This window comes from Novosphingobium sp. ES2-1, from assembly GCF_015169775.1.
Lineage (GTDB): Bacteria > Pseudomonadota > Alphaproteobacteria > Sphingomonadales > Sphingomonadaceae > Novosphingobium > Novosphingobium subterraneum.
The window spans coordinates 2,855,651-2,875,848 of sequence record NZ_CP063445.1 but is presented as its reverse complement, the minus strand read 5'-3'; the positions used below and the strand labels follow the sequence as shown (position 1 = coordinate 2,875,848).

At 64.3% G+C, this 20,198-nt stretch carries 16 protein-coding genes; 10 read left to right on the top strand and 6 right to left on the bottom strand.

What is annotated here, in order from left to right:
* Window positions 1-205: 205 nt before the first annotated feature.
* Both IM701_RS14065 and IM701_RS14060 read left to right on the top strand, forming a co-directional pair.
* The gene (locus IM701_RS14065; RefSeq protein WP_193827280.1) at window positions 206-571 is read left to right on the top strand and encodes a hypothetical protein; all 366 of its coding nucleotides are present in this window, start codon (window positions 206-208) and stop codon (window positions 569-571) included.
* 89 nt (window positions 572-660) lie between these two features.
* The gene (locus tag IM701_RS14060) at window positions 661-2,007 is read left to right on the top strand and encodes a TldD/PmbA family protein (RefSeq protein WP_193827279.1); all 1,347 of its coding nucleotides are present in this window, start codon (window positions 661-663) and stop codon (window positions 2,005-2,007) included.
* A 62-nt stretch (window positions 2,008-2,069) separates the two neighbouring features.
* Here IM701_RS14060 and ppa read toward each other — a convergent pair whose 3' ends face one another.
* The 3 genes from ppa to IM701_RS14045 form a co-directional block, all read right to left on the bottom strand.
* Window positions 2,070-2,606, bottom strand: coding sequence for an inorganic diphosphatase (gene ppa / locus IM701_RS14055; RefSeq protein WP_039333549.1), 537 nt, complete (start codon window positions 2,604-2,606; stop codon window positions 2,070-2,072).
* Window positions 2,607-2,691: 85 nt separating this feature from the next.
* Window positions 2,692-3,324: a DUF1345 domain-containing protein gene (locus IM701_RS14050; RefSeq protein ID WP_193828460.1), complete on the bottom strand. Its 633-nt coding sequence runs from the start codon at window positions 3,322-3,324 to the stop codon at window positions 2,692-2,694.
* A 22-nt stretch (window positions 3,325-3,346) separates the two neighbouring features.
* Window positions 3,347-5,305: a M61 family metallopeptidase gene (locus IM701_RS14045; protein WP_193827278.1), complete on the bottom strand. Its 1,959-nt coding sequence runs from the start codon at window positions 5,303-5,305 to the stop codon at window positions 3,347-3,349.
* Window positions 5,306-5,406: 101 nt separating this feature from the next.
* On the opposite strand from IM701_RS14045, the gene hisS reads away from it, so the two are divergent.
* The 6 genes from hisS (at window position 5,407) to metK (ending at window position 12,884) form a co-directional block, all read left to right on the top strand.
* Complete coding sequence (gene hisS / locus IM701_RS14040; protein WP_039333555.1) at window positions 5,407-6,654, top strand: histidine--tRNA ligase; 1,248 nt, start codon at window positions 5,407-5,409, stop codon at window positions 6,652-6,654.
* A gap of 118 nt (window positions 6,655-6,772) precedes the next feature.
* Entirely contained in the window at window positions 6,773-7,837 is a 1,065-nt protein-coding gene (gene prfA / locus IM701_RS14035) for a peptide chain release factor 1 (protein WP_193827277.1), read from the top strand.
* A gap of 9 nt (window positions 7,838-7,846) precedes the next feature.
* On the top strand, window positions 7,847-8,713 hold the full coding sequence (gene prmC, locus IM701_RS14030) for a peptide chain release factor N(5)-glutamine methyltransferase (protein WP_193827276.1): 867 nt from the start codon (window positions 7,847-7,849) through the stop codon (window positions 8,711-8,713).
* 205 nt (window positions 8,714-8,918) lie between these two features.
* On the top strand, window positions 8,919-9,947 hold the full coding sequence (locus IM701_RS14025) for a DUF4167 domain-containing protein (RefSeq protein WP_193827275.1): 1,029 nt from the start codon (window positions 8,919-8,921) through the stop codon (window positions 9,945-9,947).
* Between the two features lie 60 nt (window positions 9,948-10,007).
* Window positions 10,008-11,600, top strand: coding sequence for an apolipoprotein N-acyltransferase (gene lnt / locus IM701_RS14020; protein ID WP_193827274.1), 1,593 nt, complete (start codon window positions 10,008-10,010; stop codon window positions 11,598-11,600).
* Window positions 11,601-11,672: 72 nt separating this feature from the next.
* Window positions 11,673-12,884, top strand: a complete 1,212-nt coding sequence (gene metK / locus IM701_RS14015; RefSeq protein WP_039333563.1) for a methionine adenosyltransferase — start codon at window positions 11,673-11,675, stop codon at window positions 12,882-12,884.
* A gap of 39 nt (window positions 12,885-12,923) precedes the next feature.
* On the opposite strand, the gene IM701_RS14010 is transcribed toward metK, so the two are convergent.
* Both IM701_RS14010 and IM701_RS14005 read right to left on the bottom strand, forming a co-directional pair.
* A complete protein-coding gene (locus tag IM701_RS14010) occupies window positions 12,924-14,222 on the bottom strand; it encodes an acyl-CoA dehydrogenase family protein (protein WP_193827273.1) in 1,299 nt (432 codons plus the stop codon).
* Between the two features lie 5 nt (window positions 14,223-14,227).
* The gene (locus tag IM701_RS14005; RefSeq protein ID WP_193827272.1) at window positions 14,228-15,541 is read right to left on the bottom strand and encodes a phosphotransferase; all 1,314 of its coding nucleotides are present in this window, start codon (window positions 15,539-15,541) and stop codon (window positions 14,228-14,230) included.
* Between the two features lie 217 nt (window positions 15,542-15,758).
* Between IM701_RS14005 and IM701_RS14000 the strand changes: the two genes are divergently transcribed.
* Complete coding sequence (locus IM701_RS14000; protein WP_193827271.1) at window positions 15,759-16,727, top strand: serine hydrolase; 969 nt, start codon at window positions 15,759-15,761, stop codon at window positions 16,725-16,727.
* A gap of 167 nt (window positions 16,728-16,894) precedes the next feature.
* Here IM701_RS14000 and IM701_RS13995 read toward each other — a convergent pair whose 3' ends face one another.
* On the bottom strand, window positions 16,895-17,080 hold the full coding sequence (locus tag IM701_RS13995) for a hypothetical protein (RefSeq protein WP_039333570.1): 186 nt from the start codon (window positions 17,078-17,080) through the stop codon (window positions 16,895-16,897).
* 280 nt (window positions 17,081-17,360) lie between these two features.
* On the opposite strand from IM701_RS13995, the gene polA reads away from it, so the two are divergent.
* Entirely contained in the window at window positions 17,361-20,198 is a 2,838-nt protein-coding gene (gene polA, locus IM701_RS13990) for a DNA polymerase I (RefSeq protein ID WP_193827270.1), read from the top strand.

Genomic DNA, 20,198 nt, shown 5'->3' with positions numbered 1-20,198 from the left:
CGCTTGGCTCTTCCATTAACGCCTCATCGCGATGCGGCAAACCCCGCGCCGCGCATTTGGCAGGATTTATGCATGGTCTGCCTTGTCGAGACGTGAATGCGCAAGGCGTGCCTCGGCGGAACACTCCAGATTGGAATTGATCTTGCAGGTTCGCCTGCCGCATGATCTACTGCTTTCGGAGCAGGGTAGCACAAGGAACGGAGCCATGAACAAGGCCCTCCATTCGCAGGCGGCAAAGTCCGCGGCGATCGACTGGCGCAAGAAGATGAGCAACAATGTTGCCTACGGGCTGCTGGTCTACACCGCGTTGCAGATCTTCGTCACCATGCACGAGCTGCAGGACCAGAGCGCCTCGATCCTTCCAGTCTTCGTGCTGGTGGTGCTGGTTGCGGCCATCATCCCGCTGTTCCGCCATTTCGAGCGCCGCTGGGAGCATCTGAGCGACGACCAGGCGCATGACATGGCGTTCGCCGCGGCATTCAAGCGAGACCAGATCAAGGTTTGGGCGCTTGCGGCGCTGTTGCCATTCCTGATTACTGGCGTCTTCAAGGCGCTTGCCGCATTCTTGTGAACCGAAGTCGGCTTCCTGACCTATAGATTGCCCCCGCCCGTTGAGGGCGCTAGACCCCGCAGCCTTCCCGCTTGCGAAAAGGTCTGTTCATGCTGTCACCCGCCGAAGCCCAGGAGCGCTGCGAAGCGCTGATCGCACGTGCGCGCCGTGCCGGGGCCGATGCGGGCGATGCCGTCTACCTTGGCAACTCTTCGGAATCGGTCTCGGTCCGTCTTGGCGCGCTCGAGGATGTGGAACGGTCCGAGTCCGAAAACATCGGCCTGCGCGTCTTTGTCGGCGGAGCATCGGCCTCGATCGGCTCAACCGATCTAGGCGACGCTGCGCTCGATGAACTGGCCAGCCGGGCCGTTGCCATGGCAAGGCTCGCTCCGGCAGACCCGTTTGCAGGTCTCGCCTCCGAAGAACTCCTGCTGCAGGGTCTCGCCCCCGACCTCGATCTTGATGACGGGACCGAACGCAGCCCCGCAGACCTTCGCCGCCTCGCCGAAGAAGCCGAAGAAGCCGCCCGCGCCATCCCCGGGGTGACCAACAGCGAGGGCGGCGGGGCCAGCGCTGGCCGCGGGCTGTTCGCACTGGCCACCAGCCACGGCTTCTCCGGTGCCTATGCCGCCTCCAGCCACAGCATCTCGGCAAGTGTCGTCGCTGGCGAAGGCGGCAACATGCAGCGCGATTACTCCTGGCGCAGCACCCGCTATGCCGCGGACCTCAAAGGCCCTGCCGAGATCGGTCGCGAAGCGGGCGAGAGAGCCGTACGCCGCCTGAACCCGGGGCGGGTCAGGTCCGGCCCGATGCCGGTCGTGTTCGACCCGCGCGTGGCGAATTCCTTGGTCGGCCATCTGCTGGGAGCAATGAGCGGAGCCTCGATTGCCCGTCGCGCCAGCTTCCTGCTCGATCGCGATGGCCAGAAGCTGTTCGACAGTGCGATCACCATCTCGGACAACCCGCTGGCGCTACGCGGTATGCGCTCGCGCCCGTTCGATGGCGAAGGGCTGCCCACCGCACCGCGCAAGCTGATCGATGCAGGGCGACTGACCGGATGGCTCATGGATTCGGCCGCAGCACGCCAGCTGGGTGCAATGCCGACCGGCCATGCCTCGCGCGGGTCTTCGGGCGCGCCGCACGTGACGTCCAGCAATGTCGTGCTAGAAGCCGGCACCGTCACGCCAGCCCAGCTGATGGCCGACATTGCCGATGGCGTCTATGTTACCGAACTGATCGGGCAGGGCGTCAACGGCGTAACTGGCGACTACAGCCGCGGGGCTTCGGGCTTCCGCATCGTGAATGGCGAACTGGCGGGGCCAATTGCAGAATTTACGGTGGCGGGGAATCTCATCGATATGTTCGCTGCACTGACCGCAGCTGACGACCTCGACGTTTATCGCGGCATCGATACGCCAACCCTGCGTATCGACGGCATGAGCGTGGCGGGCGATTGAAACGAGAGAGGGCGCAAGGTCGGCAGACCCCGCGCCCTCCATCCTGTGCAAGCTTGTAAAGCTCAGCCCTTGGCCGACTTTGCGCGTTCGATCGCTTCGATCGTGATGCGCCTTGCATCATCGGCACCGCCCCAGGTGCCAACGCGTACCCACTTGTCCTTTTCCAGGTCCTTGTAGTGGGTGAAGAAGTGCTCGATCTGCTGCATGACGATCTCGGGCAGGTCTTCGCGTTCCTTCACGTCCGAATAATACGGGAAGGTTGAATCGACCGGAACGCAAACCAGCTTTTCGTCGCCGCCATGTTCGTCCTCGAGGTTGAGTACGGCGATTGGACGGGCGCGGACGACGGAGCCTGCGAGGAACGGAGAGCGCGCGATCACCAGTGCGTCGAGCGGATCGCCATCGGGTGAAAGGGTGTGCGGCACGAAGCCGTAGTTGGCAGGATAGCGCATCGGCGTGTGCAGGATGCGGTCGACGAACAACGCGCCCGATGCCTTGTCGAATTCGTACTTGACCGGCTCGCCGCCGACGGGAACCTCGATGATGACGTTGAGGCTTTCCGGCGGATTGTCACCGGTGGGAATCATGTCGATGCGCATCTTTGGCCCTGTTCATTGGGTGGAGAGAATGCGCCGCCACTAGCGAAGCCGCTTTTGCACCGCAACAAGACTTATGGCGAAACCCCTATCCTAGGGCGTTTATGGTGAAGGCAATCACGCCGATGTTGAACACGAACGCCGCGAACGAGTGCAGCGTGGCAATGCGGCGCACCGTCTTGCTGGTGATCTCGGTGTCCGATGTCTGGAAAGTCATGCCGAGCGTGAAGCTGAAATAGGCAAAGTCCAGGTAGTCGGGCGTCTTCGTGCCCGGAAAGTCGATCCCACCGGCGTCCTTGCCATCGCGGCTGGTGTAGAACAGGTGCGCATAGTGCAGGGCATAGACCGAGTTGGCGAACAGCCAGGTCAGCAGCAGCGTGCCGACGAGCTTGACCATGGCCAACCGGTCTCCGCCCGAGGCCCGTGGCAGCTCGCCGGAAATGGCGGCAAGGACAACCATGGTCACGATCGTGGTGATCGCCAGCACGAGCACACGATTGGCATCGTTCGCCGTGGCGTGGGCGCGCATCTGCGTTACGTCGCTGTCCCGCAGCAGCGGCAGCAAGGAAAGCAGGAAGACGCCTGCTGCAAGATCGAAACTCAATGCTGCCGCGTCGGCAATCTGCTTTGCGCCGGGGATCTGCAAGTAGCCGCAGAAAGCGGCCAGGAGCAGGACAAGAAACAGGACGAAGCGCGGCGGCGCCAGCCGGTTTCCCAGCATGACGCCGTCACGGCTCACAGGCTTACTTCTTCTTCGCCGCAGCCGCGCCCGGACGCTTCGGCGTCAGCAGCAGGTCGAGGCCGGTGGGCGCCTTGCCCGGTGCAACACGTTCGAGCCAAGGGTAGCGCAGGCCATCCTTGTAATCGATCTTCACCGTTTCGAACCGGTTGCCGCGCTTGACCAGCAGTTCGAGGGGCTGACCCTTTTCGCCCTTTGCCGCAGTGACCGCCTTTTTCATGTCATCAGCGCTGTAGGCCGTGCCATTGATTGCCATGATCTGCGTGCCGGTCACGATGCCGGCGTTGAACGCCGGACTGTCCCAGCGGGTGCCGGTAACCTTGCCGTCCTTGTCAAGCGAGATGCCGACCGAGTTGGCAAGGCTCAGGCCCTTCCCGAAGTCCATTGCGGCCTTCATGTAGGGGTTCGGCTCCTCCTTCCAGACAAGCTTGTAGCCCCCCTTCTCGATTCCGTTCAGCGGCGCGGGCTGGCCCGGCTGATTGATGCGGGTGTCGATCAGCTTGGCCCAGTCATAGGGGTAGAGCGCGTTCAGCTTGGTCACGATCTCGTCCACCTCGAACGGGATCTGACCATAGTCGCCCGGATTCATGCCGAAGAACGCCTTGGCGAAATCGTCGATCGACTTCTTGCCGCCGGTGCCTTCGCGCAGGATCTGGTCGATCTCGAGCCAGACCAGCGCGCCTTCGGTGTAGTAGTCTTCATTGCGGGCGAGCGAGGAGTAAGGCTTGGGCTTGCGCGAGGCGAAGACGGGATCGAAGCCTGTATCCTCGACCGAACGCCAGTCACGGCCCGGCTGCTGTGTGAAGCCGCCGGCCCACGCTGCCAGCATGCCGAGCACCGTATCCTTGCCCTGCATGCCCGAACGCGCGGCAAGCACGGCCCCCCAGAACTGGTCCTGGCCTTCGTAGGTCCACAGCAGGTCACCCTGCATCGGCTGACGATAATCGGGCGTCCACAGGCGCGCCGGGCGGCGGAACTTGCCCGACCACGAGTGTGCATATTCGTGCGGCAGCAGGTTGCGGTCCCATTCCTGCTTGGCCCACTCCGTAAAGGCTTCCGGCTCCAGCTGGTTCTCGCTTGACCGGTGATGCTCGAGGCCGATGCCGCCGATCTTGTCGGACAGGGCGAGCAGGAACTCGTAATGGTCAAAGTGGTTGGCGCCGAATGCCAGCTTCGCTTCCTGCACCAGGGCGCTGTGGGCAGCAATGTGTTCCGGCTTGGCTTCGAGCTGCTCAGGCTTGTCGGCCACGACGTTGAGCGTGACGTTCTGCCCGAGGTCCCACTTCTTGAAGTACTTGCCGGCGAAGATCGGCGAATCGACCAGCGTCTCGTAGTCGGTTTCGGCCCAGGTCACGCGGTTGCCGCTCATGCTCATGCCGTCGAGAGCGGTGGCGGGCGTCCAGCCTTGCGGCAGGGTTACGGTGGGCTTCACACGGATGCGGCGCACGTAGTGGCCTGCCGGATAAAGGCTCATCTTCTCCCACTGCAGGTTGAGCATTTCGGGCGTCATCGTGATGCGCCCTTCGGCGCTTTGCAGCGGCGAGGTGTGGATCAGCTTGGCGACGACTTCCTTGGCGCCGTCCGGCAGCATGACGTGGAAGGCATAGACCTCGACCCGGTCACGCTTCCATTCTACCGGCTTGCCATCGACGAAGAACTGCACGCCGACCAGTTCGGCCAAGGGACCGCGCGGGCCATGGTTGCCAGGCAGCCACTGCGGGTAGAGCAGGATCACTTCCTTCGCGCCCGAGGCAACGGGGATCGTCTGCGTGACCTTGTAGGCACCGCGCGCCACGTCGCTCGCGTCGATATCGAGCGTCATCACGCCGGGGTAGGCCACGTCCTGTGCGTCCGGCACGGTCTGCTGGATCGGCACGGCCATGGGCGCAGAATTTGCCGCAAGAGCCTGAGTTGATACGGAAAGGGCGAGGAGGAGCGGGGCTGCCGCGAGCGTCGTCTTCATGGACCGGTTAATGGCGCGAAGCCGTCACATTCGCAACCATTGTCGCCCACCTTTTTCTGACCGCTTTCCGTTTTCGCGCTTTCGGGCTAATCGCGCGCTCCATGAGCACACAGACACCGCAAGCCATCCGTGGCACCCAGGACATCTTCGGCCCCGACGCCGAGGCCTTTGCCTTCGTCGTCGAGACGTTCGAGCGCGTGCGCAAGCTCTACCGCTTCCGCCGCGTGGAAATGCCGGTGTTTGAAAAGACGGCCGTTTTCAGCCGCTCGCTGGGCGAGACGACCGACGTCGTCTCGAAAGAAATGTATTCGTTCGAGGATCGCGGTGGGGAATCGCTGACGCTGCGTCCCGAATTCACCGCCGGCATCGCCCGCGCCTACCTCACCGATGGCTGGCAGCAATACGCGCCGCTCAAGGTCGCCACGCACGGCCCGCTGTTCCGCTATGAACGCCCTCAGAAGGGCCGCTACCGCCAGTTTCACCAGATCGACGCCGAGGTGATCGGCGCGGGTGAGCCGCAGGCGGACGTCGAACTTCTCGTCATGGCCGACCAGCTCCTCAAGGAACTGGGCATTGCGGACGGTGTGACGCTGCAGCTGAACACGCTGGGCGATGGCGCCAGCCGCGAGGCTTGGCGCACGGCGCTGATCGACTACTTCCGCGCCGTGAAGGGCGAGCTGTCCGAGGACTCGCAGGACCGCCTCGAACGCAACCCCTTGCGCATCCTCGACAGCAAGGACCCGCGCGACAAGCCGTTCAACGCCGACGCGCCGAGGATCGACGATTTCCTTAGTGCCGAGGCGCAGGACTTCTTCGCGAAGGTCACCTCAGGTCTCGATGCCGCGGGCGTCGCATGGACCCGCGCTCCGGCGCTGGTGCGCGGCCTTGACTACTACCGCCACACCGCGTTCGAGTTCGTGACCGACCGCCTGGGCGCGCAGGGCACCGTCCTTGGAGGCGGCCGCTATGATGGCCTGATGGAGGCGCTGGGCGGTTCAGCGACGCCTGCTGTCGGCTGGGCTGCGGGGATCGAGCGACTGGCGATGCTGGTGGGCGAGAAGGGCGAGGCCAAGGCCGACGTAATCGTCGTGGTCGAGGACGACGCGCTGCTGACCAGCGGAATTGCGCAGGCTTCGCGATTGCGCCGGGAAGGTGTCTCCGCAGAACTCGTGGCGTCTGGCTCTGCGCGCAAGCGGTTCGACAAGGCGGTCAAGATGGGAGCTAACGCTATACTCGCGCTCGCGATGCGCGATGGGACACCAAGCATGAGGTTCCGCGCGGAAAATGAGGCGCTTACTGCCTTGAACGAGCGACTGGCGGCCTTGGTCGCCGACTTCAGCGGCAAGTGACCATGCATTACTCCGTCACCCCGGGCCTGACCCGGGGTCCCGCTGTTCTTCTTGCGGCGCTTCACCAAGAAGCGGGATCCCGGGCCAGGGCCGGGATGACGCAGTGTGGGGGGAGTCGATGTCGGTAAGCGAAGCCCGTCTTGCCCAGATCGCCAACCGCTTTGCCGAGCTCGAGGCGCGGCTGGCTTCGGGCACGCTGGAAGGCCCGGAGTTCATCGCCGCCAGCCGCGACTATGCCGAACTGGAGCCGGTTGCCCGTGTCGCCCGCGAGATCGCGGACATGCGCGCCGAACTGTTGAGCCTTGCCGCGCTTGACGATCCCGACATGCGCGAGCTGGCGGACGAGGAGCTCCGCCGGATCAACGCCGAATTGCCTGAGGCCGAACACCGCCTCGCCCTCGCCATGCTGCCGCGCGATGCGGCGGACAGCCGCCCGGCCATGCTGGAAATACGCGCTGGCACCGGCGGCGACGAGGCCGCGCTCTTCGCTGCGGACCTCTACCGCATGTACGAACGATATGCCGCCGAGCAGGGCTGGCGGGTCGAGGTCGTCTCGGTCAACGCCAATGATCTCGGCGGCTACAAGGAAGTGGTCGCCAACGTCACGGGCAGCGGGGTCTTCGCCAAGCTCAAGTTCGAAAGCGGCGTGCACCGGGTGCAACGCGTGCCGGTGACGGAGAGTGGTGGCCGCATCCACACGTCTGCCGCGACGGTCGCCGTGTTGCCCGAACCGGACGAAGTGGACATTCGCATCGAGGACAAGGATCTCAAGATCGACGTCTACCGGGCGAGCGGCGCAGGCGGCCAGCACGTCAACACCACCGATTCCGCCGTGCGCATCACCCACCTGCCCACCGGCACGGTCGTCACCTGTCAGGACGGACGCAGCCAGCACAAGAACAAGGACAAGGCAATGCAGGTCCTGCGCGCCCGCCTGTTCGAGGCGCAGCGCGATGCTGCCCAGGGCGAAGAGGCCGAGGCGCGCAAGGCGATGGTCGGATCGGGCGACCGCTCCGAGCGCATCCGCACCTACAACTTCCCGCAAGGCCGAGTGACCGACCACCGCATCAACCTGACGCTGCACCGCCTGCCCGAAATCCTCGAAGGCCCTGGCCTTGCCGAACTGATCGATGCGCTGATCGCCGAGGACCAGGCCAAGCGGCTGGCGGCGATGGATGGGTAACAGCGCCAAGTGAAGGTTGCCGAGGCCCTGCGCGCCGCCGCCGACCGGCTTTCCGCCACATCGGACACGGCCCGCCTCGATGCCGAAGTGCTGATGGCGCATGCGCTGGGCTGTTCGCGGACCGATCTGCTGCTGCGGCACATGGCGGCGGCGGTGCCCGATGGCTTCGATGCGCTGGTCGAGCGGCGGACGGGCCATGAGCCGGTTGCTTATATTACCGGCACTGCCGAGTTCTATGGCATCGAGCTTGCCGTAAGCCCCGCCGTCCTGATCCCGCGCGGCGATACCGAAACGCTGATCGAGGCGGCACGTGAGGCGTTTGCCGGCGAGGCGCCACCCGAGCGAATTCTCGATCTCGGAACAGGCTCGGGCGCTCTGCTGCTGGCGGCGCTGTCGCTATGGCCGGACGCCGAAGGCATCGCGATCGAGCGCTCTCCCGAAGCATCGGCGGTGGCGAAAGCGAACGCCAGACGCCATGCGCCGTCTGCGCGAATCCTCGAAGGCGACTGGACACAGACGGATTGGGCGCAGGGACTGGGCAGGTTTGACCTGGTCCTCTCGAACCCGCCTTATGTCGAGGAACACGCGAATCTCGATGCATCGGTCCGCCAGTACGAGCCAGCATCCGCGCTGTTTTCCGGCCTCGACGGGCTGGACGATTACCGCATTCTGGTGCCGCAGCTTCCTGCCCTCTTCACCGCGCGGGGTATTGCCTTGGTCGAGATAGGCTGGACACAAGCCGACGCCGTTACAGACATCGCGCGTGGGGCCGGGATGTCCGCGCGGGTCCATTGCGATCTGGCAGGGCGAAAAAGGGCGGTCGAAATGGCGGTTTCTGCCAATATTCCTCTTGGCAAGGGACCTGCGGATCACTAATTGTGTTCTTAGGCAGGGGACGGACGAAGGCTTCCCGTCCCGGCCAAATCCACCATTTGCAGGGAATATCGGCCAAAGGGGCCGGGACGAGCGCAGATGCTGGGAACCCCGATTCGCATGACGCGAACCGGTGGCGGAGGGTTGCGCGGCATTACGGGTTGCTCAAGCTTTACGAGAGGCCGCCCCATTTAAGGAAGTGCCTGAGTTGAATAACAATCGTGGTAACAACCGCCGTCGCGGTCGGGGCAACAACAATCGCCCCCAGAACGGTGGTCAGCAGCTCAACCGGATCGACAGCCGTGCGCGGGGCAATGCGCCCCAGATGCTGGAGAAGTATCGCAAGCTCGCGCAGGACGCCCACCTGAATGGCGACCGCGTGCAGGCCGAATACTATCTGCAATTTGCCGACCACTATTTCCGCGTGATCGCCGACACCCGCCTCCGTCAGGAAGAGCAGCGCGCCCGCCAGAACGGCGGCGAGCGCTGGCAGGATCAGGACACCGAGGAAGGCGCGGACGAATTCAGCGTCGAAGGTGATTTTCCCGCGTTCGACCGTCCGGTTTCCACCCGGCGCGAGCGTGAAGACCGCGAAGATCGTGGTGAACGTCAGGATCGGGGCGAACGCCAGGACCGTGGTGACCGCTATGAAGGTCGCCGCGATCGCGAGGACCGCCCCCGTGACGACCGCCCCCGTGACGACCGCCAACGTGACGATCGGCCCCGTGAAGATCGCCAGCGTGAAGAGCGCCCCCGTGAAGACCGGCAGCGTGAAGACCGGCAGCGCGACGATCGCGGTTCCGAAGAGCGCGGCATGCGTCGTGAGGGCGCCCGCCGGTTCGAGCGCAATCGCAGCCGCGATGCCGAATCGGAAGTGGCACCTGCCGAGGCTCTGCCCGGCGAAGGTGTTCCGGCCATCGAGGGTGAGCCGATTGCCGATGCCAACGACAATCCGTTCGTGACCCGGGCTACACGTGGGCTTCGCCCGCGCACCGAGCGGCGTCCGCGCGGCGTCAAAGCTGCGGCTGACGAAGCACCGGCGACGCTGGATGCCTCGTTCCTGCCGCCATCGATCAGCGCCAAGGCCGAGGCCGAGCCTGCTCCGGTAGCAGCACCGGCCCCAGAACCCATTGCCCCCGAGCCCGTTGCCGAAGAGGCCACTGCTCCTGCACCCAAGAAGCGCGGCCGTCCGCGCAAGACTCCGGTCGCCGAAGCGACCGAGCCTGCAGAGGGTTGATTGGTGACGCCGGGATGGGCCGCTTGCGGTCTCTCCCGGCGCACCCCATAGCAGGAAGGCATGACAGCTTCCCGCTTTTCCTCCCGCTTTCGGCCTCGCCTTCCATCGTGTGACAGCCTGCTGACAATTGCCGCTGGTGGCCTTGCTGCCTGCGGTTTTCAGCCGTTGGGCCTGTGGCCGCTGACGCTGGCTGCCCTCGCGTTCCTGATCCACCGCCTCCATGTGGTAAAGACCTGGCGGCAGGCGTTGCTCATCGGATGGCTGTTCGGCGTCGGGCATTTCACCGTTGGCAATGGCTGGATCGCCACGGCTTTCACCTATCAGGCGGAAATGCCGACCTGGCTTGGCTGGATCGCGGTATTCCTGCTTGCGCTCTACCTCGCGGTATTCCCGGCCTTGGCAACGTGGGGTGGCTGGTGGCTGGCAAACACCCGCAAGGCCATGCTCTTGCCGGCCTTTGCCGCGGCGTGGATCGTGTCTGAATGGCTGCGCTCGTGGGTTTTCACCGGGTTTGCGTGGAACCCGCTGGCGATGGTGACACTGGGCGGTTTCGAGCGCCCCGGGCTCGCCCTCGCTGCACAATGGTTGGGAACTTACGCCCTGTCCGGGCTTGTCGTCCTGCTGGCCGGATGGTGGCTCTTTGCGCTCCGGTCCTTCCGACAGGGACAAAGATGGGCTGCGGGTGCCTACTTGCTCGGCCCTGCTGTGCTCATGGTCCTGCCACTTCACGGCGAACGGCTTGAAGGGGCCTTGCCGTTCACGCTGGTCCAGCCGGATGTGCGCCAGGACCTGCTCAACGATCCCGCCAATTTCGAGAATCAGTTCCAGAAGACGGCGAGGCTCTCTCTGGCTCGCAAGCCCGGCGAGAACCGCCTTTTGCTCTGGCCTGAAAGCGGCGTGCCGGACTTTCTGCGCGAGGGCTATTCCCAGTTCTGGTACGACGAGACGACTTATGCCGGCGACCCGGTGCTGGCGCGAGAGCGGCTCGGCAAGGTCGCCGGCAAAGGTGGCCTGCTGCTGACCGGAACGACCGATCTTGCCATGGAGGGGCGCAAGGTGGCGGGCGCCTGGAATGTGGTGACGGCGCTTGATTCTGACGGGGCCATCAAGGGTTCGTACGCCAAGGCGCATCTCGTTCCTTATGGCGAGTACCTGCCGATGCGCTCACTCCTCGAACCGCTGGGTCTGTCGCGACTGGTTGCGGGCAGCCTTGATTTCTTCGCCGGGCCTGGGCCTCGCACACTCGATCTGGGCCGATATGGCAAGGCCGGGGTGCAGATCTGTTACGAGATCATCTTCTCGGGACAGGTGGTGGATCGCGCGCATCGGCCGGATTACCTGTTCAATCCGTCCAACGATGGCTGGTTCGGCGCCTGGGGGCCGCCGCAGCATCTGGCGCAGGCGCGGATGCGCGCCATTGAGGAGGGGTTGCCGGTCTTGCGGGCAACCACGACCGGCATAAGCGCGGTTGTGGATGCCGATGGCGTCGTCCGTCAGTTCGTGCCGCAACATCGCGCCGGCCGGTTGGACGGCGTGATCCCTCCCGCCCATGCGGCGACATTGTTTGCGCGCACCGGGAACATGCTCGCCCTTTTGTGGGCAGTAGCGCTTCTTTTCGTTGCACTGGTTGCAAGTGCCACGCGGAAACGCTAAGCGGGCAGGGACATAAAGCTTTCTTTATATCGCTTGTCTCAAAGCACAGGCCCTCTTGGCATAGGACTCTCGATGCGCACCGATTACCTGTTCACTTCCGAATCCGTATCCGAAGGCCATCCGGACAAGGTTTCCGACCAGATTAGCGACGCGATCGTCGACCTGTTCCTGTCCAAGGATCCCGAAGCGCGCATCGCCTGCGAAACCCTGACCACGACGCAGCTTGTCGTTCTTGCCGGCGAAATCCGCTGCAAGGGCGTGTATGAGAACGGTGAATGGGCTCCGGGCGCGCAGGAAGAGATCGAGCGGACCGTGCGCGAGACGGTCAAGCGCATCGGCTATGCGCAGGACGGCTTCCACTGGGAGAAGTTCGAGTTCATCAACCGCCTGCATGGCCAGTCGGCCCACATCGCGCAGGGCGTCGATGCTGGCGAGAACAAGGACGAGGGCGCGGGCGACCAGGGCATCATGTTCGGCTATGCCACGGATGAAACGCCGGGCCTGATGCCTGCGACGCTCTACTACAGCCACAAGATTCTCGAACGCATGGCCGCCGATCGCCATTCCGGCGCCGCGCCGTTCCTCGAACCCGACGCCAAGAGCCAGGTCACGCTGCGCTATGAAGGCTCGCTGCCGGTTGCGGCCACCGCCATCGTCGTCTCGACGCAACACAAGGCAGGCTACGACGAGAACGACCCGGCCAAGCAGGCCGAACTCGAAGCCTATGTGAAGAGCGTGATTGCCGACGTGATCCCGCCGGTGCTGCTGCGCGAAACCGAATACTTCATCAACCCGACCGGCAGCTTCGAGATCGGCGGTCCTGACGGCGATGCTGGCCTGACCGGCCGCAAGATCATCGTCGACACCTATGGCGGTGCGGCTCCCCACGGCGGCGGCGCATTCTCGGGCAAGGACCCGACCAAGGTTGACCGTTCGGCTGCTTACATCACCCGCTACCTTGCCAAGAACGTGGTCGCAGCAGGCCTTGCCACGCGCTGCACCATCCAGATCGCCTATGCAATCGGCGTGTCGAAGCCGCTGTCGCTCTATGTCGACACGCACGAGACGGGCACCGTCGGCGACGACAAGATCGAGCAGGCGATCCTGGGTATTGCCAAGCTCGGGGGCCTGACCCCGCGCGCGATCCGCACGCACCTGGGGCTCAACAAGCCGATTTACCAGCCGACCGCAGCCTATGGCCATTTCGGTCGCAAGGCCGAAGGCGACTTCTTCCCGTGGGAGCGCACCGACCTCGTCGACGATCTCAAGGCGGCGCTTGCCTGAAGTGTCGGCCGGGGGAGCTGCTGACGGCTCCCCCGCCTGTCAGAACTGGCCCTTCCTCGGCCCGAGATAGCCGAACAGGAAGGCGCCGACCTTCCGCATCTGGATCTCTTCCGCGCCTTCGGTGATGCGGTAGCGGCGGTGATGCCGGAATATGTGCTCGAACGGCTTGTGGCGCGAATAGCCGATGCCCCCGTGGACCTGCATGGCACGGTCGGCGGCTTCGCAGACCAGCCGGTTCGCCCAGTAATTGCACATCGAGACCTTGTCCGAAAGTTCACGCTCGATGCGCTTGTGGCCACCCTCTTCGGCCTCGAGGCGGTCCATCTCCCAGGCCGTCTTGCGGATCAGAAGGCGCAGCATCTCGCACTGCGTGGCAAGCTCCACGAGCGGGAACTGGATCGCCTGGTTGCGGGCAAGCTCCTCGCCGAAAGGCTTGCGTTCCCGCGCATAGCGCACCGACTCCTCGACGCAGAAGGTAGCCGCGCCCAGCGATGATGCTGCCTGGCGGATCCGGTTCTGGTGAACGAAGCTCTGCGCAATGGCCAAGCCTCCGCCAACGGGGCCTAGGATCGCGCTGTCCGGCACCCAGACGTTGGTGAACGAAACGCGCGGGTGGTCGGTCGGCATATTGAAGGTCCACAGGTACTCTTGGATGACCAGCCCCTCGGTCGGGTTGGGCACGAGGAAGCAGGTGATGCCGCGCGCATCGCCCGCATCGCCACTCGTCCGTGCGAAAGTGGCGCAGTGGGTGGCAACGTGCATGCCGGTGGTCCACATCTTCTCGCCATCGATGCGCCAGCCAGATACCCCGTCGCGCGTTTCCGGCACTGCGCGGGTTTCCATGTGGGTGGCGTCGGAGCCGTGATCGGGTTCGGTAAGGCCGAAGGCGGTGCGGCGCGTGCGGGCAAAGCCCCCTTCGATAAACTCCGCTTGCTGTTCCGGTGTGCCGAAATGCTCGAACATGTTCACGAACGGGAAGTTGCCGACGATCGAGTGCTCGTTCTGCAGGTCATTGTGGAGCCCCAGGCCCTTCGCCGCGAAGTGTTCGCGGATCACTGCCATCCACAGGTTCTTGCCGTCCTTGCCGCCGTACTTCTTCGGCGCGGAAAAGCGCCAGTGCCCCGCCGCATCGGCACGGCGGGTGGCTTCGACCAATAGCGCTTCCCATTCATGGCGCGGCAGGCCGCCGTTGTCGAAATCGGTGCGCGCCCATTCGCGGCGGTGGTCGAAGAAGCGGATATTGTCGTCCGCCTGTTCAAGCGGTTTGATCTCTGCCTCGATGAAGGCATCGAGTTCGGCGATGTAGGCGACGAGGTCTTGGGGAAGGTCGAAGTCCATCAGGCTTAGCTCCAGAGGGTGCGGGCGGACGCCAGCGCGGGATACTTGGGCATGTCGGCGGAAAGCGTGGACAGGGTTCGGGAGCGGAGCGTGGCAAGGAGCCCTTCCGTCTGAAGCGACTGGCGCCCGGCAAGAATGTCCTCGGCGAGGACCTTGTCTGCCGGATCAGCGCGCCCGGCAAGTTCGCGGCGCACGATGCCGAGCGCGTTCTGGGCGACGGCTAGCTCCCAGCGCTCACGGCCGTCGAGCTTGCCCTTGACCGTGGCGGCGAGCCATTCCGAAACAGCGGTCAGGACTTCTGTTGCCGTTGGCTCGCCCCGACTTCCGGGTGCGGGCTCGGACGCGGGAGGCAGGAAGCGCTCGCGCTCCGCCTGTGGTGCTTCGCTTTCGAGCAGCAGCAGCAGGTCGAGTTCCTGTTCCGCGCAGCGGCGGGCGACGACGACTCGCTCAAGTGACCGATCGGTGCCGGATCGCCATGATTGGCCCATCGATAGGCAGCCAAGCGCCCACCAAACCGTTCGATAGACCAGCCAGAAGCGGAAGCGGACTGCATCAAACTGTTCACCGCCGGCGTCTTCATAGGCCCGGGCCAGGGTAGCCACATCGGTCAGGCCGAACCCTTGCTTGTCGAGCCTTCCGAATCGCCACACCGTCATGCAGCCATAGGCCAGGTCCTCATGCCCGTCGCCAAGATGGGCCAGTTCCCAATCGAGCACGCCGGACAGGCGCCCTGCGTCAACCATGAGGTTGCCGATGCGGAAATCGCCATGGACGACGACGGGCGATGTCGGCGAGGGCAGGTTGGTGCGAAGCCAGGCGAGGCCCAGCGCAATTACCGGTCGGTCGCCACCGGCTTCCTCGAACTGGCGGGCGAGCCCCTCCACGCCTTCCGCAGGGTCCAGCATCGGAAGGAAAGGCAGGCCTTCTGGCGAAAGGGCGTGAATGCCTGCCATTGCCGCTGCGAGATCGGATGCAAGCTCCGGAGAGGATGAGAGTGCAATTTCCGGATCGGCCGTGCCCGGCAGGCAACGCATGATGAAGCCGATGCCAAGGCCATCCGCGCTCGCAAGTTCGGCGACGACTTCCGGCGCTTTCACGCCGGACGCGTGTGCCTGCCGGATCAGTTCGGCTTCACCATCCATCCCGAGCGGACGCGCCGCGATCCATTCAGCCGAGGGCGCCCGGCGCAACACGAATCGCCCATCTCCACAGGCAAACGCCCATGATTCCATGTTTGCGCCGCCGGATAGCCGCTGCAGGCCGGTAATCCTGCCGCCGTGCCCCGCCCTTGCCATGACTGCCTCGAGCAGCGTTTCCATTGCCTCTCCACGTCCGGCTTTGCCGCCGGTGCGAGGGCACTATCCTTAACCGATCGATTAAAGTCCAGCGCGAATCGCGACTCGCGATTGGTTCCCGCAGCTTGCGCCCATCCGCGCGATGGATGCGCCGAGATGGTCCGAAAGGCACTTTGCCTTAGAATCACAACGCGATACTTGTGTTAAAGACGGATAAACCGGGGTCGGGGTACAAGAAGGCATGAAGTTCCGCACCGCACGAATCATCGCCGCATTGATGGTGGCAGCCCCTGCGCTGGTCGCCACGGTCCCCGCAGTGCAGAGCCGCGCTACGGTTTCGCTTCAGGATCAGCGCGATCAGGCGATCCAGCAGCAGGTGGCCGCGATTGCCGCAGAGGGGCGGGGGCGCATCGGCGTGGCCGCCATGGACCTCGATGGGGGCGGTCAGATTTTCGTGAATGCCGACATGCCGTTCCCGATGGCCAGTACGGCCAAGATTGCGGTCGCGGCCACGTTCCTAGATCTTGTCGAGAAGGGCAGTGCGCGGCTCGACCAGCAATTCCCCATGATGATGCCGGTGCGCGAAACCGGCGCGCGCAGTGCCGAAGCGCCGCTTCGCTCGGGCCAGATCATGACCGCGCAGAGCCTGATGGAGCTTTCCATTACGCGCAGCCACAACGAGGCTACCGACGGATTGATCCAGGCGGTTGGCGGTTACGACAAGGTCAATCGTTGGCTCACGTCCAAGGGCATTACCGGCCAGCGGCTCGACCATACGATGGCAACGCTGGTTCGCGACGATGGCAAGGTCGACGCCGCGCGGGTGATTGATGTGCGCACCTCGAGCACGCCGCGCGCTATGCTTGCGTTGCTGGCCGCCATCGATCGGGGCAATGCCTTGAGTCCGGAAAGCCGAGCCGTGCTGCTCGATACCATGACCCGGACCAGCACGGGCAAGAATCGGATTCGTGCCGGACTGCCTGCGGGTACGCTCGTCGCCCACAAGACGGGCACGCTGTTCGGAGTGACGGACGATGTTGGTATCGTGCGTTTGCCTGATGGCAGGCACCTTGCCGTGGTATTCTTTGTGACCGGGCCCGAAGGTCACACTGCTCACGCCGGTCTGATCGCCCGCATGATGCGCACGATATATGATGGCTACAGCACACCGGTGGCCAAGAGCACGCAGGACCTTGTTCGCCGCCGCTAGGCTCTAAGCCTGAAACACCTACCAAACGCAAAAACGAGGGGCGGCAAGGCGATCTTGCCGCCCCCGTTTTTTGCGCGCCATCAGCCCGGCATACCGCAAAGAGAAAGGGGCGCGATCCGAAGACCACGCCCCTTCTATCTCATGTAACCTGCCCTTGCGGGCGGGGATTACATCGAAGCAGCTTCGCTCGCTTCAGCCGAAGCGTCGGCAGCAGGAGCCGAAGCGTCAGCAGCGACTTCCGAAGCAGCTTCCGAAGCAGCAGCGGTTTCGGTGGCTTCAGCAGCCGGCTTTTCCGAGCAGCCAGCGAGAGCGAAGGCGGTGCCGGCGACAGCGGCGAGGATGAGCTTGCGCATGCGTTACAATCCCTGGATTGAAGTGACCAGCGCCGGGCAAGCAGCCCGCCGCAAAGCCTACTCAAGCGGTAGACTTCGCGACCCAATTAATCGGCAATTCATCGCGTTGCAAGCACAAGACGTATGCATTGTGTCACAGTTTAGCCCGTGTTTGGGCCGAACCGCCTTTTTTTTGCCCGATTTCCGTGCGTTGAGCCGAGGCTTGCATGCGCCGGGTTGAGTTCCGACCACCCTGCAGCAAGGCGATGACGCGGGCATCGCGCCCTGCTAACACCCCCCGATGAGCGAAAAGCAGCATCTCTATCTGGTCGACGGGTCGGCCTATATTTTCCGCGCCTATCATCGCCTCCCGCCGCTGACGAATCCGCAAGGAACGCCGGTTGGCGCGGTCTATGGCTATACGACGATGCTGTGGAAGCTGGCCGAGGACCTGCACAAGGCGGATGGGCCGACGCACCTTGCTGTCATTCTCGACAAGGCCGGAACCTCGTTCCGGAACGACCTCTACGACCAGTACAAGGCCAACCGCCCGCCCCCGCCCGAAGATCTCGTCCCGCAGTTCCCGCTGATCCGCGATGCAACACGTGCGTTCAGCCTCGCCTGCATCGAGGAGGACGCGCTTGAGGCCGATGACCTGATTGCTTCCTACGCGCGGGCAGCGACATTGCGCGGTTGGGACGTGACGATCGTTTCCTCCGACAAGGATCTGATGCAACTGGTCGGCAAGTGCGCCACCGGTGGTGGCTGCATCGACATGCTGGACACGATGAAGAACCAGCGCATCGACATCCCCGAAGTTGTCGAGAAGTTCGGCGTGCCGCCGGAAAAGGTCGGTGACGTCCTGGCGCTTATGGGCGATTCGGTCGACAACGTGCCCGGCATTCGCGGCATCGGCCCGAAGACCGCCACCAAGCTGATCCAGGAATACGGCGATCTCGAATCCGCGCTGGCTGCGGCCCCTGCGATGAAGGCGAGCAAGCTGCGCGAGAGCCTGATCGAGCAGGCCGAGATGGCCCGCCTTTCCCGCGTGCTGGTGCAACTCAAGGAAGATTGCCCGCTGCCGATTCCGATCGAGGACTTTGCCCTCGGCCAGATCCCCCGCGATCCGCTTGCAGCGTTTCTGGAGGAACACGGTTTCACCAGCCTGCTGCGTCGTCTTGACGACGGCAAGGGCAGCCCGGGGCCAAAGACCCAGCTCAATCCCGCCAAGCCCGAAAACATGGCGGCTCCGGCCGCACCTGCGGGCAACCGGCAGTCGCTGCCGTCATGGCCGGCGGTGGATCTTGGCGCCTACGCCTGCATCCAGTCGATGGGCGAGCTGCAGCAGTGGATTGCGCGGGCGTTCGAAGCGCGGGTGGTGGCGATCGATACGGAAACGAGCGCGCTTGACGCAATGCGCGCCAGCCTGGTCGGCGTGAGCCTTGCGCTTGGGCCGAACGATGCCTGCTACATTCCGCTCGGCCACGGCGGCGCAGACATGTTTGCGGAAAGGCCGGTGCAGATCGATCGCGCAGAGGCATTGGCCGCACTGAAGCCGCTCCTGGAAAGTGACGCGGTGTTGAAGGTCGGCCAGAACATCAAATACGACATCAACATCCTTGCGCGCCAGGGCGTCCATGTCGCGCCGATCGACGATACCATGGTGATGAGCTTCTGCCTTGATGCCGGACGCAGCGAGACCGGCCTTGCCGGCCACGGCATGGACGAACTGGCAGAGCGGCACCTGCTGCACACCACGATGAAGTTCAAGGACCTGTGCGGCACCGGCAAGAAGGCGATCTCGTTCGCCGAAGTGCCGCTGGCCGACGCCACGCGCTATGCCGCAGAGGACGCCGACGTCACGTGGCGCCTGCATCGCCTGTTCCAGCCGCGGCTGGTCGACGAGGCGGGCATGCGAATCTACCAGAAGGTCGATCGTCCGCTCGTGCCGGTCGTCGCGATGATGGAACGCAATGGCATCAAGGTGGACCGCGAGCGGTTGTCCAGCCTCTCCACCGAGTTTGCCGCGCAGATCGCGCGCCTCGAAAGCGTGATCTTCGAGAAGTGCGGACAGAGCTTCACCATCGGGAGCCCCAAGCAACTGGGCGAGATCCTGTTCGACAAGCTCGGCTACAAGGGTGGCAAGAAGGGCAAGACCGGGCAGTACTCTACCGACCAGTCGGTGCTCGAAGGTCTGGCCGGGCAAGGGGCGGAAGTGGCGACGCTGGTGCTGGAATGGCGCCAACTGTCCAAGCTCAAGTCGACCTATACCGATGCGCTGCAGGCCGCGATCAATCCCGAGACCGGGCGCGTGCACACCAGCTACAGTCTCGTCGGTGCGCAGACCGGGCGTCTCTCGTCGAACGAACCCAACCTGCAGAACATCCCGATCCGAACCGAGATCGGCCGCCAGATCCGCGATGCCTTCGTTGCCGAGCCAGGCAATGTGCTGCTGGCCGCGGACTACAGCCAGATCGAATTGCGCCTTGCCGCGCACATGGCCGATGTGCCGGCGCTGAAGGAAGCCTTCGCTGCCGGAGAGGACATCCACGCGCGCACCGCAATGGAGATGTTCGGCACCGTCGATCGTGACACGCGAGGGCGGGCCAAGACGATCAACTTCGCCATCCTCTACGGCATCAGCCGCTGGGGCCTGGGGGGGCGTCTGGGCGTTAGCGCGGACGAGGCGCAGGCCATGATCGACCGCTACTTCGAACGCTTCCCCGGCATCCAGCGCTACATCCACGAAACATTGGAGAGCGTGCGCGAGTGTGGCTATTCGCAGACGCTGTTCGGCCGCAAGACGTGGTTCCCGCGCATCGGCTCTAAGAACCAGGCCGAACGGCAGGGCAGCGAGCGTGCCGCGATAAACGCCCCGATCCAGGGCACCAGCGCCGACATCATCAAGCGCGCCATGGCCCGGATGATGCCGGCCCTCGCCGAAGCAGGCTTGCCCCGCGTGAAGATGCTCCTGCAGGTCCACGACGAACTCGTCTTCGAGCTGCCGGAAGGCGATGTGAAGAAAGCCAGGCCGGTGATCGAGCGGGTCATGGCGACGGCGGCCGAGCCTGCGGTGAAGCTCAGTGTGCCGCTTGGCGTGGAGATCGGAACCGGCCTGTCATGGGGCGCAGCGCACTGA

Coding starts and splice junctions, on each gene's coding strand:
- polA (WP_193827270.1), top strand. CDS start 17,361: ATGAGCGAAAAGCAGCATCTCTATCTGGTCGACGGGTCGGCCTATATT.
- IM701_RS14050 (WP_193828460.1), bottom strand. CDS start 3,324: ATGCTGGGAAACCGGCTGGCGCCGCCGCGCTTCGTCCTGTTTCTTGTC.
- metK (WP_039333563.1), top strand. CDS start 11,673: ATGCGCACCGATTACCTGTTCACTTCCGAATCCGTATCCGAAGGCCAT.
- prfA (WP_193827277.1), top strand. CDS start 6,773: ATGTCGGTAAGCGAAGCCCGTCTTGCCCAGATCGCCAACCGCTTTGCC.
- IM701_RS14010 (WP_193827273.1), bottom strand. CDS start 14,222: ATGGACTTCGACCTTCCCCAAGACCTCGTCGCCTACATCGCCGAACTC.
- lnt (WP_193827274.1), top strand. CDS start 10,008: ATGACAGCTTCCCGCTTTTCCTCCCGCTTTCGGCCTCGCCTTCCATCG.
- IM701_RS14060 (WP_193827279.1), top strand. CDS start 661: ATGCTGTCACCCGCCGAAGCCCAGGAGCGCTGCGAAGCGCTGATCGCA.
- hisS (WP_039333555.1), top strand. CDS start 5,407: ATGAGCACACAGACACCGCAAGCCATCCGTGGCACCCAGGACATCTTC.
- IM701_RS13995 (WP_039333570.1), bottom strand. CDS start 17,080: ATGCGCAAGCTCATCCTCGCCGCTGTCGCCGGCACCGCCTTCGCTCTC.
- IM701_RS14065 (WP_193827280.1), top strand. CDS start 206: ATGAACAAGGCCCTCCATTCGCAGGCGGCAAAGTCCGCGGCGATCGAC.
- IM701_RS14000 (WP_193827271.1), top strand. CDS start 15,759: ATGAAGTTCCGCACCGCACGAATCATCGCCGCATTGATGGTGGCAGCC.
- ppa (WP_039333549.1), bottom strand. CDS start 2,606: ATGCGCATCGACATGATTCCCACCGGTGACAATCCGCCGGAAAGCCTC.
- IM701_RS14045 (WP_193827278.1), bottom strand. CDS start 5,305: ATGAAGACGACGCTCGCGGCAGCCCCGCTCCTCCTCGCCCTTTCCGTA.
- IM701_RS14005 (WP_193827272.1), bottom strand. CDS start 15,541: ATGGAAACGCTGCTCGAGGCAGTCATGGCAAGGGCGGGGCACGGCGGC.